At 70.8% G+C, this 14,570-nt stretch carries 15 protein-coding genes, 1 pseudogene and 1 riboswitch; of the genes and pseudogenes, 7 read left to right on the top strand and 9 right to left on the bottom strand.

The features are described 5' to 3' along the window. Nucleotides 1–124: 124 nt before the first annotated feature. Nucleotides 125–2,611 carry a DEAD/DEAH box helicase gene (locus tag ACIA6A_RS00485; protein WP_396095187.1) on the top strand — a complete coding sequence of 829 codons (2,487 nt, stop codon included), beginning with the start codon at nucleotides 125–127 and terminating at the stop codon, nucleotides 2,609–2,611. A 36-nt stretch (nucleotides 2,612–2,647) separates the two neighbouring features. Here the strand turns inward: ACIA6A_RS00485 and ACIA6A_RS00480 are convergent. Both ACIA6A_RS00480 and ACIA6A_RS00475 read right to left on the bottom strand, forming a co-directional pair. Further along, nucleotides 2,648–3,081, bottom strand: a pseudogene (locus ACIA6A_RS00480) (M24 family metallopeptidase). Between the two features lie 491 nt (nucleotides 3,082–3,572). Then, complete coding sequence (locus tag ACIA6A_RS00475) at nucleotides 3,573–3,707, bottom strand: hypothetical protein (RefSeq protein WP_396095186.1); 135 nt, start codon at nucleotides 3,705–3,707, stop codon at nucleotides 3,573–3,575. A 163-nt stretch (nucleotides 3,708–3,870) separates the two neighbouring features. Here ACIA6A_RS00475 and ACIA6A_RS00470 point away from each other — a divergent pair, with 163 nt between their 5' ends. Beyond that, complete coding sequence (locus tag ACIA6A_RS00470; RefSeq protein WP_396095184.1) at nucleotides 3,871–4,224, top strand: VOC family protein; 354 nt, start codon at nucleotides 3,871–3,873, stop codon at nucleotides 4,222–4,224. Nucleotides 4,225–4,299: 75 nt separating this feature from the next. Beyond that, a complete protein-coding gene (locus tag ACIA6A_RS00465) occupies nucleotides 4,300–5,043 on the top strand; it encodes an SDR family NAD(P)-dependent oxidoreductase (protein WP_396095183.1) in 744 nt (247 codons plus the stop codon). Here ACIA6A_RS00465 and ACIA6A_RS00460 read toward each other — a convergent pair. Beyond that, nucleotides 5,033–5,371, bottom strand: a complete 339-nt coding sequence (locus tag ACIA6A_RS00460) for a hypothetical protein (RefSeq protein WP_396095182.1) — start codon at nucleotides 5,369–5,371, stop codon at nucleotides 5,033–5,035. The genes ACIA6A_RS00465 and ACIA6A_RS00460 overlap by 11 nt on opposite strands. Continuing rightward, entirely contained in the window at nucleotides 5,368–5,760 is a 393-nt protein-coding gene (locus ACIA6A_RS00455) for a hypothetical protein (protein ID WP_396095181.1), read from the bottom strand. The genes ACIA6A_RS00460 and ACIA6A_RS00455 overlap by 4 nt, the downstream gene beginning before the upstream one ends. Nucleotides 5,761–5,815: 55 nt before the next feature. Between ACIA6A_RS00455 and ACIA6A_RS00450 the strand changes: the two genes are divergently transcribed. Both ACIA6A_RS00450 and ACIA6A_RS00445 read left to right on the top strand, forming a co-directional pair. Further along, nucleotides 5,816–5,986, top strand: a complete 171-nt coding sequence (locus ACIA6A_RS00450) for a hypothetical protein (protein WP_396095180.1) — start codon at nucleotides 5,816–5,818, stop codon at nucleotides 5,984–5,986. Then, nucleotides 5,983–6,333, top strand: coding sequence for a hypothetical protein (locus ACIA6A_RS00445; protein WP_396095179.1), 351 nt, complete (start codon nucleotides 5,983–5,985; stop codon nucleotides 6,331–6,333). The genes ACIA6A_RS00450 and ACIA6A_RS00445 overlap by 4 nt, the downstream gene beginning before the upstream one ends. Before the next feature lie 299 nt (nucleotides 6,334–6,632). Here ACIA6A_RS00445 and ACIA6A_RS00440 read toward each other — a convergent pair whose 3' ends face one another. Genes ACIA6A_RS00440 through ACIA6A_RS00430 form a run of 3 tightly spaced genes read right to left on the bottom strand, consistent with a single transcriptional unit; the run spans nucleotide 6,633 to nucleotide 8,639 of the window. After that, a complete protein-coding gene (locus ACIA6A_RS00440) occupies nucleotides 6,633–7,004 on the bottom strand; it encodes a hypothetical protein (RefSeq protein ID WP_396096417.1) in 372 nt (123 codons plus the stop codon). Nucleotides 7,005–7,047: 43 nt separating this feature from the next. Further along, nucleotides 7,048–8,004: an SDR family oxidoreductase gene (locus ACIA6A_RS00435; RefSeq protein WP_396095178.1), complete on the bottom strand. Its 957-nt coding sequence runs from the start codon at nucleotides 8,002–8,004 to the stop codon at nucleotides 7,048–7,050. A gap of 11 nt (nucleotides 8,005–8,015) precedes the next feature. Beyond that, complete coding sequence (locus ACIA6A_RS00430) at nucleotides 8,016–8,639, bottom strand: NADPH-dependent F420 reductase (protein ID WP_396095177.1); 624 nt, start codon at nucleotides 8,637–8,639, stop codon at nucleotides 8,016–8,018. A gap of 125 nt (nucleotides 8,640–8,764) precedes the next feature. On the opposite strand from ACIA6A_RS00430, the gene ACIA6A_RS00425 reads away from it, so the two are divergent. Next, nucleotides 8,765–9,673: a LysR family transcriptional regulator gene (locus tag ACIA6A_RS00425; protein ID WP_396095175.1), complete on the top strand. Its 909-nt coding sequence runs from the start codon at nucleotides 8,765–8,767 to the stop codon at nucleotides 9,671–9,673. Between the two features lie 97 nt (nucleotides 9,674–9,770). On the opposite strand, the gene mgrA is transcribed toward ACIA6A_RS00425, so the two are convergent. Further along, on the bottom strand, nucleotides 9,771–10,766 hold the full coding sequence (gene mgrA / locus ACIA6A_RS00420; RefSeq protein WP_396095174.1) for an L-glyceraldehyde 3-phosphate reductase: 996 nt from the start codon (nucleotides 10,764–10,766) through the stop codon (nucleotides 9,771–9,773). Nucleotides 10,767–10,826: 60 nt separating this feature from the next. Further along, a riboswitch (glycine riboswitch) is annotated at nucleotides 10,827–10,934 on the top strand. Between the two features lie 69 nt (nucleotides 10,935–11,003). Between mgrA and gcvP the strand changes: the two genes are divergently transcribed. Next, a complete protein-coding gene (gene gcvP / locus ACIA6A_RS00415; RefSeq protein ID WP_396095173.1) occupies nucleotides 11,004–13,814 on the top strand; it encodes an aminomethyl-transferring glycine dehydrogenase in 2,811 nt (936 codons plus the stop codon). Between the two features lie 172 nt (nucleotides 13,815–13,986). Here gcvP and ACIA6A_RS00410 read toward each other — a convergent pair whose 3' ends face one another. Next, on the bottom strand, nucleotides 13,987–14,187 hold the full coding sequence (locus tag ACIA6A_RS00410; RefSeq protein WP_396095172.1) for a DUF5999 family protein: 201 nt from the start codon (nucleotides 14,185–14,187) through the stop codon (nucleotides 13,987–13,989). Between the last annotated feature and the right edge of the window lie 383 nt (nucleotides 14,188–14,570).

Below are 14,570 nucleotides of genomic sequence, written 5' to 3'. Positions count from 1 at the left end.
CGATCTACGCGGCGATCGCCGCCTGAGTCACCCGCACTCCACAGCACGGTCCCTTCCGTGGCCGGACGCGCTCCCGCGTCCGGCCACGGTGCTGTGCGGGTCAGGCAATAGACTCGACCCCATCATGAATCTGACCGATCGCCTCCCGGGCACCGCCGAACCCGACGCCGTCTTCGACGCCTTCCAGACGTGGGTCACCGAGCAGGGCCTGACGCTCTACCCGCACCAGGAGGAGGCGCTCATCGAGGTCGCCACCGGGGCGAACGTCATCCTGAGCACCCCGACCGGCTCCGGCAAGAGCCTGGTGGCGACCGGCGCGCACTTCGCCGCCCTGGCCGACAAGCGCACCACGTTCTACACCGCGCCGATCAAGGCCCTGGTCTCGGAGAAGTTCTTCGCCCTGTGCAAGGTCTTCGGCGTGGAGAACGTCGGCATGCTCACCGGCGACGCGCACGTCAACGGCGACGCGCCGATCATCTGCTGCACCGCCGAGATCCTGGCCAACCTGGCGCTGCGCGAGGGCGCCGACGCCGACGTCGGCCAGGTCGTCATGGACGAGTTCCACTTCTACAGCGAGCCGGACCGCGGCTGGGCGTGGCAGGTGCCGATCATCGAGCTGCCGCAGGCCCAGTTCATCCTGATGTCCGCCACGCTCGGTGACACCACCCGCTTCGTCGAGGACCTCACCCGGCGCACCGGCCGCCCGACCGCCACGGTCACCAACGCCGAACGGCCGGTCCCGCTGCTGTTCTCGTACGCGAAGACGCCGCTGCACGAGACCATCGAAGAGCTGCTCACCACCCATCAGTCCCCGGTATACATCGTGCACTTCACCCAGGCATCCGCCCTGGAGCGCGCCCAGGCGCTGATGAGCATCAACATGTGCACCCGCGCCGAGAAGGACGCGATCGCCGCCGCCATCGGCGACTTCCGGTTCACCGCGGGCTTCGGGCGCACGCTCTCGCGCCTGATCCGGCACGGCATCGGCGTGCACCACGCCGGCATGCTGCCGAAATACCGCCGGCTGGTCGAGACTCTCGCGCAGGCGGGCCTGCTCAAGGTCATCTGCGGTACGGACACCCTGGGCGTCGGTATCAACGTACCCATCAGGACCGTGCTGTTCACCGGGCTGAGCAAGTACGACGGGGTGCGTACCCGCCTGCTCAAGGCCCGCGAGTTCCACCAGATCGCCGGTCGCGCCGGCCGGGCCGGCTACGACACCCTCGGCACGGTCATCGTCCAGGCCCCCGAGCACGTCATCGACAACGAGAAGATGCTCGCCAAGGCCGGCGACGACCCGAAGAAGCGGCGCAAGGTCGTCCGCAAGAAGCCCCCGGAGGGCACGATCGGCTGGGGTGAGCCCACCTTCGACCGGCTCGTGTCGGCCGAACCCGAGCAGCTCACCTCGTCGTTCCAGGTGTCGCACGCGATGCTGCTCAACGTCATCGCCCGCGGCGGCAACCCGTTCGAGGCGATGCGGCACCTGCTCACCGACAACCATGAGGAGCCGGCCGCCCAGCGCAAGCACATCCGCCGGGCCATCGCCATCACCCGCGCGCTGCTCGCCGGCGGTGTCATCGAGAAGCACGAGGGCACGTACCGCCTCGTCTCCGACCTGCAGCTCGACTTCGCGCTCAACCAGGCGCTGTCCCCGTTCGCGCTGGCCAGCCTCGAACTGCTCGACAAGGAATCCCCGGACTACCCGCTCGACGTGGTGTCCATCATCGAGTCCACCCTCGAGGACCCCCGCCAGGTGCTGTCGGCCCAGCAGTTCAAGGCCAAGGGCGAAGCGGTCAACGCCATGAAGGCCGAGGGCATCGAGTACGACCAGCGCATGGAGTTGCTGGAACAGGTCACGTACCCCAAGCCCCTGGTCGAACTGCTCGACGCGGCCTACGAGACGTACCGCCGCGGCCACCCGTGGGTCGCCGACTACGAGCTCAAGCCCAAATCCGTGGTCCGCGACATGTACGAACGCGCCATGACGTTCACCGAGTACGTCTCGTACTACGGCCTGTCCCGCTCCGAGGGCCTGGTGCTGCGCTACCTCGCCGACGCGTTCCGGGCCGTACGCCAGACCGTCCCCGAGGACGCCCGCACCGAGGAGCTCACCGACCTCATCGAATGGCTCGGCGAACTCGTCCGCCAGGTCGACTCCAGCCTGCTCGACGAGTGGGAACGCCTGCGCAACCCGGGCGCCGAGGTCGCCGAGGTCTCCCCGCTCGACGACCGGCCGCCGGCGGTCACCCGCAACGTCCGCGCGTTCCGCGTCCTGGTCCGCAACGCCCTGTTCCGCCGCGTCGAGCTGTTTGCCCTGCGCCGCCCGGACGAGCTCGCCGACCTCGACGCCGAGACCGGCTGGACCACCGACCGCTGGATCCAGGCCATGGAGGAGTACTACGCCGAGTACCCGGTCGTCGGCACCGGCCCGTCGGCCCGCGGCCCGGCCCTGCTGCACATCGAGCAGGGCGCGGCGTCCTGGAAGGTCCGCCAGGTCTTCGAGGACCCCGAGGGCGACCACGACTGGGGCATCGAGGCCGAGATCGACCTGGCCGCCAGCGACGAGATCGGCGCGGCCGCCATCCGCATCGTCGCGGTCGGCCCGCACTGACCCCGCACCGACGCACCAGGTCGGTGCCGGTCGTGTTCAACCTGCGGTATCCGGTGGCGGTGCACGCGACGATGTCCCCGATGCGCGCACCGTGCCGGCCGGGCAGGTAGACGCCGGGCCCGCGACCAGGGGCGTGGGGACACCCACGAGATGCGGGTCCTCGTGGGTGTCCGGCCCGATCCCGTGGCCGGTGCGGTGCAGGAACGCGTCGCCGTACCCGGCGGCGGCCGGATGCCCCCGGGCGCGACGGCGTCGACCGCGGCCCGCTGAGCGGCCTGCAAAATCGGATGACAGGCAAGGAAGTCGGCGGGTGCGGCATCACCCATGACATAGGTACGCGTGCAGTCGGAGCGGTAGCCGCCCGGCATCGTCGCGCCGATGTCGACCACGACCGGGTCACCGGCCTCGACGACCCGCGACCCCGCTCCGGTGGTGCGGGCCGGCCCCCTCCGGCCCGGCCCGGCCGCCACGATGACGAAGCCGGTGCTGGCATGCCCGGCGTCCCGGATCGCGTCCGCGAGTCCGCGGCGACGGCGGCCTCGGTGCGCCCGGGCCGCAGCCACCGACCCATCTGCCGGTGTACCTGGTCGACAGCGGCCCCGGCCTCGGCCAGCGCGTCGATCTCGGCGGCTGACTTCACCGCGCGCAGCCTGGTGGGAGCCTGCACCCACGCCGCGTGGGGCAGGAGCCGCTGCAACGGCAGAAGATGCCAGGCGGGCATCGTGCCGGTCACCGCGACCCGCCGGGCGTCCCGGAGCTGCCCGGCCAGGAGGATCCCGGGGTCGGCGCCGTCCGGATGGTCGATCAGCCGTATCCTCGCAGCGGCTCCGCTCGTCCCCCGTCCGATGCCCACTCGCGCCCGGCCGTTGTCCGCCCCGCCGTTGTCCGCCCGGCTATGGCGTGTTCGGCCAGGGCGCGTTCGGCCAAGGCGCGTTCGAGGCGGGGCACGATCAGCGTGGGTTCACCCGTCGCGGGCAGGAAGCAGGCAGGTCAGACGCTCGTTGACCGGCGCGGGGTACCCGGTGAGACAGCACAGGTCGGTGCCGGGCGTGACCAGCAGCGCGTCGCTGCCCTGCGGCATCACCACCGACCGCATCGCCTTCGTCGACGGCTTCGCCCGCTGTCGCGGTCGCCCGCCCGCCCGCTGTCGCTCTCGTGGCCGTGCTCGTGGTGGCTCGGCTGATCGCTCTTCTGGCCGGCGAGCATCCGCCGGGCGTGTGCCGGCCGGTCCCCGGTGTCCATCCTGCCAAGATAGCCACATGGAACGTGTACTCGGCATCGGCGGATACTTCCTGCGCGCCACCGACCCGGAGGCGCTGAGCGCCTGGTACCGCGACTGCCTCGGCCTGGCAACCGACGAGAACGGCACATGGCACCAGGAGCCCGGGCCGACGGTCTTCGCGACCTTCGAGTCCGGGACCGGCTACCTCGGGTCACCCACCCAGCAGTCCATGATCAACTTCCGGGTCCGCGACCTCGACGCGATGCTCGCCCAGCTGCGGGCCAAGGGCGCGGACGTGGCCGACGACATCCAGGACATGGCGGGGGTCGGCCGGTTCGGCTGGGTCACCGACCCGGAGGGCCACCGCGTCGAACTGTGGCAGGCCGAGTGACCCCTCGTCCGGTCCCCGAATTCGAGGTCCGATCCCCGCCAGACATCCGCGCCGGGACGCGGCAGGCTTGGCGGCATGGAAACCACTCTGGACGGCAAGGTTGCCCTGGTCACCGGCGGCAGCAGGGGGATCGGGGCGGCGGTGGCGGTGCGGCTGGCGCGGCAGGGAGCCGACGTCGCTTTCACGTTCCGCAGTGACAAGGAGCAGGCGGACGCCGTGACCGCACGGATCCGCGCGGAGGGCCGCCGGGCGATCCCGGTGTGCGCCGACAGCGCCGACCCGGGTGCGGTCGTCGCGGCCGTCGACCAGGTTGCCGAGACCGGGGGGCGGCTGGACATCCTGGTCAACAACGCCGCGGTGTTCATCGTCGGCCCGCTCGAGGAGCTCACCCTGGAGCAGTTCGACCAGACGGTCGCGGTCAACGTCCGGGCGCCGTTCGTCGCGTCGCAGGCCGCCGCCCGGCACCTGGGCGCGGGCGGGCGCATCATCACCATCGGCAGCAACATGGTCGGCCGGACCGTCTTCCCGGGCTTCGCGCTGTATTCCATGAGCAAGACCGCGCTGACCGGCCTCACCAAAGCCCTCGGCCGGGAGCTCGGCCCCCGCGCCATCACCGTGAACCTGGTCAACCCCGGCGCCACGGACACCGAGATGAATCCCGCGGACGGCCCCATGGCCGGCACCATCCGCGACTTCATCGCGCTCGGCCACTACGCGGATCCGGCCGACATCGCGGCGGCCGTGGGCTTCCTGGCGAGCCCCGACAGCCGCTATCTCACCGGCGCGACGGTGAACGTGGACGGCGGCTTCACCATCTGAACCCCGGCCGCCCGGTGAACATCGCGGCGACGTCCAGCAGGTCCGGGCAGCCGAGGGCACCGTCCTCGAGCGGCCCCCGGCAGTATCCGGCTCCGCTCCCGCACTCCGCGTGCCGGTCGACGATCCGGAGCAGCGCGGCGGCGTTCGCGCGGATCCGGTCACCGGAGAGCACCCCGGTCAGGCTCACGTATTCCTCGGGGGACATGAACACCATGCCCGGCACCGCGGGCGGCGGCTCCGGCAGTTCCAGGTCGAGGAGGTCGACCGTGTCCGCCGCCTGCACGTCGATCTCCAGCTGCTCGCGCAGCCACGCGACGAGTGCGGTCATCCGGCGGCGTCCAGGCATCGTACGGAAAGGGCGATGTTGACCTCCCGCGGTCCGTCGAAGCTCTGGTGGATGGCCTCCACCTCGACCCGCCGCCGATCCTCCCGGACCGGGTCGTCGTTCGTGCCGGCCAGGCAGCCCGGGACGGTGAGGTCGTCGACGACGAACTCGTAGAACGTCTGGTCGCCCAGGGGGTTGCGGGGCTCGCCGTCCGCCTCGAACGCGAACCGGCGGATCTGCTGGTTCGACCACGGCACCGTGCCGGTCAGCACCTCGGCCGTCGCGGTGTGCGGGTCGTGCGCCACCCGGGTCAGCAGGCTGCCGGCGAGAGCCCCGACGGCGACCAGTGCGGCTCCGGCGACCAGCGCCCGGCTGGTGGAGAGGGTCGGCATGAGCGCACCTTAATGCCTGGTGGATCGCGGTAGGGGGCGGTGCGATCATGGGCCGATGGGGGAGCCCGTGGAGCTGCCCGAGCCCCGGGACCTGTGGCGCCGCGGGGTGGCCGCCTGCACCGTCGCGACCGCGTCACCCGGGTTCGCCCCGGACCGGACCTTCGGGACGGACGGACGGTGGTGCACCGGGGACGGCAACTGGCACGGCTCGTCCTGTTCGGGATGAGCCGCGACAGCGCCACCCCGTTCGCGCCGGTGCCCTACGACCTGGTCGCCGCCGCCCCCGGCTGGCTGCCCTGGGACGATCTGATCGCGGTGCAGTCGCGCGACGAGCTCGGCTTCGTGCTCTGGTACGCCGGCGGCGGATGGACCCGGGGGCAGTGCCTGGACCCGGACGGCGAACCCGTCGACGATGGGTGGTACGAGGCGGTGCGGCACCTTGTGAACAGGGCGGCCGTCCTCGAGGTGATGCACTTCCTGCTGTTCGAGTGGGGTGGCCTCGAGACCGGCCCCGGCGAGGTGGCGGCGAGAAGGTTACCGCCACCACCGGACAACTCCTCCACCGGGCGCTAGCGGGGTGAGGATCTCCTGCGGGAACTCTTCACCTCGCTGACCGGCCCGCGCCCCGACGTGGCCACCGCACTACGGGTCGCCACCGTCGGCGGCATCATCACCCCGCACACCCGCTGACTCTGCCGACCGGCGCCGAACGCCCTCCTGCGGAGATCCGGCCTCATCGTGCTCTGCGGCGCGTGGCCCCGGTTCGAACAGCCTGACACGAGGTGCCTGCCCGGCGGCCCGCAGACGGCCCGGCCCGCGCGCAACGGCCCACCATGAGACGGACTGGCCCGGGAGCGGCCTGGCGCCCGGTCCTATGCCGCTTGGGCGAGGCGGCGCAGGGACGGGTGGCGGGCTTCCCAGGCGGCGCGGACGGCGCGGGGGAGGTTGAGGTCGGGCCAGAGCCGGGTGAGGGTCGGGCCGTGCAGGTGGGTGCGGAGTTCGTCGACGCGGACGGCCTCGCGCAGAACGTTCTCGTACATCCAGAGCAGCATGGTGTGCTGGCCGAGGTCGAAGGTGCGGTGCGGGTTCCACCAGAGGCGCAGGGGCAGCTCGACCAGCCCGGACGTCGGGCCGGTCAGCTCGCTGAGCGTGCCGGTGACCAGCACGGGGCGGCCGGGGCGGGCCAGGTGGACGACCGGGCTCGGAGCGGCCGGGGCGTCGCGTTCGCGGGTGAACACCCCCACAGCGTAGACGCCCACCGCGCCCGGGCCGATACCACCTAGCCTCCTAGGATGCTTGAGGGGGTGTGATCGGGAAGTAGTTGCCGTTGTCCAGGTCGGCGAGGACACCGGGCCGGGTGGGTTCCCAGCCGAGGGTCCGGCGGGTGATGAGGGTGGATGCCGGGTAGCTCTGCGTGACCAGGTTCGCGAGGAACCCGAAGTACCCGGGCACCATCAGGACGTCCAGGGGAATGCTCACGGCGGGCAGTCCCAGACGGTTGCCGATGGCCTCGGCGATCGTGCGGAGCGGGAGGTCCTCGTCCCCGACCGCGTGCCAATAGGAGCCGGCCGGCCCCTTTTCCAGCGCCAGGCGGAACAGAGAGGCGACGTCGCGGGCGTGTACGGCGTTCCACAGGTTCGCGCCGTCCCCGGGGTAGCCGACGAATCCTTTCTGCTCGGCCAACGCGATCAGCTGCTTGAGGAAGCCGGTGCGATCGGTGGTGCTGTGCGCGATGGTGGCTATCCGGACGACCGAGGATCGCACTCCCCGTTCGGCGAGGCCGATGACCGCGGTCTCGACGACGTTGCGGGCGTGCAGGGTGCCCTTGTGTTCGTCGCCGCCGGGCAGGGCCGGGTCCTCCTCGGTGGCCGTGCGGCCCAGCCGGTGCTGCCCGGCTGAGCCGATGCTCCCGGCCGTGACCAGCGGTTTCCCGGTTCCCGCGAGGGCGTCGCCGAGCGCGAGCACGATCGGGAGCTCCGCGGCGGCCACCGCGTCGAGTCCGCCGGTCGGCAGCAGGTCCTGCCGGTGCGCGACGTGGACGACGCCGTCGGATTGCGCGGCGGCTTCCCGGAGGCCGTCGAGGTCTTCGAGGTCGCCACGGCGCACTGTCGCGCCGTACGCGGTCAGTGTCGCCGCCGCGGCGTCCGACCGGGCCAGGCCGGTGACCTCGTGCCCGGCGGCGATGAGCTCGGCGATGATGTATGAACCGGAGTGACCGGTCCCACCGGTGACGAAAACGCGCATGTCGCTGTCCTTCAGCTGATAGTGGTGACGCCGACGAAGAAATTGGTGTGCTTGACGGAATGGGTGACCAGGCCCAGTTGCAATAGGCCGAGGTTTTCCAGGGCCCGTGCCATGGACAGTGGTCCGGCATCCAGCGGGCGCAGTCCCATGCTTTCGATGAAGGCCGAGACGTGTGCTTTCGCCTGCGTGTCGTCACCGGCGAGGAACACGTCCAGCGGGCGATCGCCGGCCGCCAGGACGTGGGAGAACACGGTGTTGAACGCCTTGACGACCGGCGCGCCGGCGGGGGCGGCCTTGGCGATCTCCTGCGCGCCGGAGCTGTTCCCGGGGGTGACGAAGCCGGTGAGACCGGCGTCGACGGGGTTGGAGATGTCGATGATCACCTTGCCGTGCAGGGCATTCCCGTACGCGCTGACCGCCGCGGCCGCCCCGGCGTACGGCATGGCGAGGACGACGATGTCCCCGGCCGGAGTGGCGCCGGGTACGCCCACGGTGGCGCCGTCGAGTGTGGCGGCCAGGGCCGCGGCCCGGGCCGGGTCGCGACCGATGATCTCGACGCTGTTGCCACCGGCGAGCGCCCGGCCGGCGAGGGCGCCGGCCATGTCACCCGGGCCGATGATGCTGATGCTGCTCATGAATTGCTCGCTTTCCGGAATGGAATGTCAGGTACCCATTGAGGTTGTCATTTTCCGGAATGGGCGTCCAAGACCTCTTTCGGTGGCCGCGATACCCTGAGGGCATCGCCGGACCGGGAGGCCCCATGGATCTGGACCTGCGCAAGGTGCGCTATTTCGTCGCGGTCGCCGATCAGCTCCACTTCGGCCGCGCCGCCGAGGAACTGCACATCGCGCAGCCGGTGCTCAGCCGGCAGGTCCGCGCGCTGGAGCACGATCTCGGCACCCCGTTGCTGATCCGGGACAGTCACGGCGTCGCGCTGACCGACGCCGGCCGGCAGTTGCTCACCGACGCCGGGCTGATGCTGGCCTCCGCGCAGGCGGTGCGCCGCCGGGTGACCGTGGCGGCGCGTGGCAGGCGGCGGCTGATGATCGGCTTCCGGGCGGGCGTCGCGGTCACCGCGGCGGTACGCGAGTTCGCCGCCCGGCACCCGGACGTGGTGGTGGACATGCAGCGGGTGGAGGGCGACGACCAGGCCGCGATGCTGCTCGACGGCCGCGTCGACGTGGCCTACGTGCGGTTGCCCATCGACGAGGCCGGGCTGCGCGTCACCCCGTTGTACGCGGAGCCGCGGGTGGCGGTGCTGCCGGCCGGGCACCGGCTGGCCGGCAAGGAGCAGATCACCGAGGCCGACCTGGCCGGCGAGCCGCTGGTCTGGCCCGGCACGAGCGCGCAGCCCACCCGGCGCCCGCACCCCGATGCCGGATATCTGGTACGCGGCGTGGACGAGACGCTCGAGCACGTCGCGGCCGGGCGGGGCGTCTCGTTCCTGGCCCGGTCGGCGACCGTGTTCCACTCGCATCCGGAGGTCAGCTTCGTGCCGGTCCCGGAGCTGGCGCCCGAGCAGGTGTGCCTCGCCGTGGTGGCGTCGCGTGCCGAGCCGCTGGTCGACGACTTCGTCACCGCGGCCCGGGCGACGGCCGGGATCACCGCGGAATGCGGCAACTACGAGATGTGGCAGCTCGGCGGCGACTCTTCACACCTAGGTTCCTAGGATGCTCTAGAGGGTGTGCGTCCGGCTACCGCGCGCAAAAGTGACCCGCCGGGCGGACAGAACCTGTACGCCGGGCGGGTCGTGGTGGGGGACAGCGTCACCGATCCAGGACGGTGGCGTCGATCTCGGCGAGCTCGCTGTCGCTGAGCTGCAGCGTGTCGAGGGCGTGGACGTTGTTCTCGAGCTGGGTGACGCTGCTGGCGCCGATGATGAGGCTGGTCATGCGGGGGTCGCGCAGGGCCCAGGCGAGGGCCATCTGGGCGAGGCTCTGGCCGCGGCGCCCGGCGATGTCGTTGAGCGAGTGCAGGCGGCCCAGCGTCTCGGCGTCCAGGGCGTCCTCGTTGAGGAAGCGGCTGGTGCGGATGCGGGAGTCGTCCGGGATGCCGTTGAGGTAGCGGTCGGTGAGCAGGCCCTGCTGCAGGGGGCTGAACGCGATGGCGCCGGCGCCGGCTTCCTCGAGGGTGTCGAGCAGGTTGTCCTTCTCGGTCCAGCGGTTGAGGATCGAGTACGACGGCTGGTGGATGAGCAGCGGGGTGCCGAGCGACGTCAGGACGGCGGCGGCCTCGGCGGTCTGGGCGCTGGTGTAGTTCGAGAGGCCGACGTACAGGGCCTTGCCGCTGCGGACGATGGCGTCGAGGGCACCCATCGTCTCCTCGATCGGGGTCTCCGGGTCGGGACGGTGGTGGTAGAAGATGTCGACGTAGTCGAGGCCGAGGCGGCCCAGGGACTGGTCGAGCGAGCTGATGAGGTATTTGCGGCTGCCGAAATCGCCGTACGGTCCGGGCCACATGTCGTAGCCGGCCTTGCTGGAGATGATCAGCTGGTCGCGGTAGGGCTTGAGGTCGCTGCGCAGCAGCTCGCCGAAGTTGGTCTCGGCGCTGCCGTAGGGCGGTCCGTAGTTGTTGGCGAGGTCGAAGTGGGTGATGCCCAGGTCGAACGCGCGGCGCACGATGGCGCGCTGGGTCTCGAACGGCTTGTTCTCGCCGAAGTTGTGCCAGAGGCCGAGGGAGAGGGCGGGGAGCTTGAGTCCGCTCTTGCCGGCCCGGCGGTAGGTCATCGTGTCGTAGCGCGTCTCAGCGGCAGAGTAGGTCACACACCACAGCCTAGGGATAGCGGCGCGGAAGTTGATCACTGGTAGGTTTTTCGGTAGCCGAACACCCGCGCGGGAGAGACCGTCAGCCAGGGCAGTCAACTGGTCAGGCGGCGCCGAAGGGGCAAATCCTCCCCGGAACCTCTCAGGCAAAAGGACCGCGCGGGGAGGCGACTCTGGAGTTCGTCGTGGGTAACAGAGGGGGAGGTTGTGTGCCGACCTTCTGCCGCGGGAGCTGTCATGACGTTCGCCCATCGCCACATCGGTCCGGATGAGGACGCGCAGGCCCAGATGCTCAAGGCCATCGGATATGCCTCCGCCGAGGCGCTGATGGATGCCGCTGTTCCCGAGGTGATCCGCTGGCACGGCGCTCTGAAGCTGCCGGCCGCGGCGTCGGAGGAGGAGGCGATCGCCGAGCTGCGGGAGATCGCGGGCCGCAACACGGTGGCGACCTCGATGATCGGGCTCGGGTATTACGCGACGTTCACGCCGGCGGTGATCCGGCGCAACGTGCTGGAGAACCCGGCGTGGTACACCGCTTACACGCCGTATCAGCCGGAGATCAGTCAGGGCCGGTTGGAGGCGTTGCTGAACTTCCAGACGATGGTGACCGACCTCACCGGGCTGACGACGGCGAACGCGTCGATGCTCGACGAGGGCACGGCGGTCGCGGAGGCGATGACGCTGGCGCGCCGGGCGTCCAGGAGCAAGAGCAACGTGTACGTGGTGGACGCGGACACGTTCCCGCAGACGTTGTCGGTGCTGCGGACCCGGGCGGAGCCGCTGGGCATCGAGTTGAGGCTGGTGGACCTGGCGGTGGGCGAGGAGCTGCCGGCCGAGTTCTTCGGGTTGCACCTGCAGTGGCCGGGTGCCTCGGGTGCGGTGCGTGATCACGCGCCGCTGGTCGAGGCGGCGCACGCGGTGGGCGCGCTGGTGACGGTGGCGGCGGATCTGCTGGCGCTGACGTTGCTGCGGACCCCGGGGGAGATCAGGGCGGACATCGCGGCGGGCACGACGCAGCGGTTCGGCGTACCGCTGGGGTTCGGTGGTCCGCACGCCGGTTATCTGGCGGTGCGGGCCGGGCTGGAGCGGTCGCTGCCGGGTCGTCTGGTGGGGGTGTCGAAGGACGCGGACGGCGCGCCGGCGTACCGGCTGGCGTTGCAGACGCGGGAGCAGCACATCCGGCGGGAGAAGGCGACCTCCAACATCTGTACGGCGCAGGTGCTGCTCGCGGTGATGGCGAGCATGTACGCGGTGTACCACGGTCCGGCGGGGTTGCGGGCGATCGCGCAGCGGGCCCACAACATGGCGCGGGCGGTGCAGTCCGGGCTGGCCGGTGCGGGTGTGGAGGTCACGAACACGGCGTTCTTCGACACGGTGACCGCGGTGGTGCCGGGCCGGGCCGCCGCGGTGGTGGCGGCCGCGGAGGCGAGCGGGGTGAACCTGCGGCTGGTGGACGCGGACCGGGTGTCGGTCGCGGCGGACGAGACCACGACGCCGGCGGACGTGGCGCGGGTGCTGGCGGCGTTCGGTGCCGCGGACGCGCCGGAGGTGGTCGACGGGATCCCGGCCGGGTTGCTGCGGCAGACGGATTACCTGACGCACCCGGTGTTCCATTCGCATCGTTCGGAGACGGCGATGCTGCGTTACCTGCGCAAGCTGTCGGACCGGGACTACGCGCTGGACCGGGGCATGATCCCGCTGGGGTCGTGCACGATGAAGCTGAACGCGACCACCGAGATGGAGCCGGTGACGTGGGCGGAGTTCGCGAACATCCACCCGTTCGCGCCGGCGTCGCAGACCGTGGGCTACGAGGCGCTGGTCGCGCAGCTGGAGGGCTGGCTGGCGGAGGTCACCGGGTACGACGCGGTGAGTGTGCAGCCGAACGCGGGGTCGCAGGGGGAGCTGGCGGGTCTGCTGGCGATCCGGGGTTACCACCGGGCGAACGGTCAGGCGCACCGGGACGTGTGCCTGATCCCGTCGAGTGCGCACGGCACGAACGCGGCCAGTGCGGTGATGGCGGGCATGCGGGTCGTGGTGGTGGCCTGTGACGAGATGGGCAACGTCGATCTGGCGGATCTGGACGCGAAGATCGAGAAGCACCGGGACGCGCTGTCGGCGATCATGGTGACGTACCCGTCGACGCACGGGGTGTACGAGAAGGGCATCGCGGACCTGTGCGGCAAGGTCCACGACGCGGGCGGTCAGGTGTACGTGGACGGGGCGAACCTGAACGCGCTGGTCGGGTTCGCGAAGCCGGGGAAGTTCGGGGCGGACGTGTCGCACCTGAACCTGCACAAGACGTTCTGCATCCCGCATGGTGGTGGCGGTCCGGGTGTGGGTCCGGTGGCGGTGCGCTCGCATCTGTCGCCGTACCTTCCGGGTGATCCGTTGTCGCAGGAGCCGGACACGCACGCGGTGTCGGCGGCGGCGCACGGTTCGGCGGGGATTCTGCCGATCTCGTGGGCGTATCTGCGGATGATGGGCCCGGACGGGCTGGCGGCGGCGACGTCGGCGGCGGTGCTCGCGGCGAACTACGTGGCGGTTCGGTTGCGGGACCACTACCCGGTGTTGTACGCGGGTAACGAGGGTCTGGTCGCGCACGAGTGCATCCTGGATCTGCGGCCGATCACGAAGGCGACCGGGGTGACGGTCGACGATGTGGCGAAGCGCCTGATCGACTACGGGTTCCACGCGCCGACGATGTCGTTCCCGGTGGCGGGCACGTTGATGGTGGAGCCGACGGAGAGCGAGGACCTGGCCGAGCTGGACCGGTTCTGTGCGGCGATGATCGCGATCAAGGGTGAGATCGACCGGGTCGCGGCGGGGGAGTGGCCGGCGGACGACAACCCGTTGCACAACGCGCCGCACACGGCGTCGGCGGTGACGGCGGACGAGTGGGAGCACGCGTATCCGCGGTCGCTGGCCGGTTTCCCGGCGGGTGTGGACCGGACGGCGAAGTACTGGCCGCCGGTGCGGCGCATCGACGGTGCGTACGGTGACCGGAACCTGGTCTGCTCGTGCCCGTCGCCGGAGGCGTTCGAGGACTGACGGGGTGCGTGAGAAAGGGCCAGGTCTGGCCCTTTCTCACGTGCTCGGCTGCATCGGCGGAGCCGGGCGGGCCACCCGGAGGACCGGGTGTCGCTCTCGGCTTCGTCGCCGGGATGCCGGGACTTGCTCGGGCTCTGTGCGGTGGGGCTCTGTGTGCTGGGGCTCTGTGACTTCAGGCGGCGAGGGCGTGGCGGGCGGGGCCGCGGTGCGGGGCGATGACGCTGCAGTCGGGGAGCAGCTCGCCGGTGTCCTCGAAGACGATGACACCGTTGCAGAGCAAGCTCCATCCCTGTTCGGGGAAGGTTGCCACGATCCGGGCCGCTTCGCGGTCCACGGCTTCAGCGGCGGGGCAGGTGTTCTGGTGCTGGCACATCGGGGATCTCCGGTAGGGGTTCTGTGTTGTGTTTCACATCAACGGGGCCGAACACTACTCCCTCCGAACGAATCCGGCGGGGCCGAGTGACGGGGCCTCGTGTCGTGAATTCACTGTTCATTTGACGGCCGGTACCACCACTTTCCGACACCCGCGCAAACGGGTCCACCGGGTTATCTGGCCTCCTGCCTGCGCGGTCACCGTCCGTCATGGATGTTCGGGTGGTGGTGGGCCGGTGGTGGTGTCCCGGCCGAGCTTGTGACAGTGCGGTGTACCACCGACGGACCGCGCGTGCGAAACCTCACCCGTTCGGCTATGCCATTTCGTCCGATCGGCGCCGATCCGGTGACGGGCTGTGCTGAACGGCGCCGAATCGGTGATGG

Source organism: Actinoplanes sp. NPDC051494 (genome assembly GCF_044454705.1).
In the GTDB taxonomy this organism is placed as follows: Bacteria; Actinomycetota; Actinomycetes; order Mycobacteriales; family Micromonosporaceae; genus Actinoplanes.
Note: the sequence above shows the minus strand (reverse complement) of the source record. Positions and strands in the feature narration are given on the sequence as shown.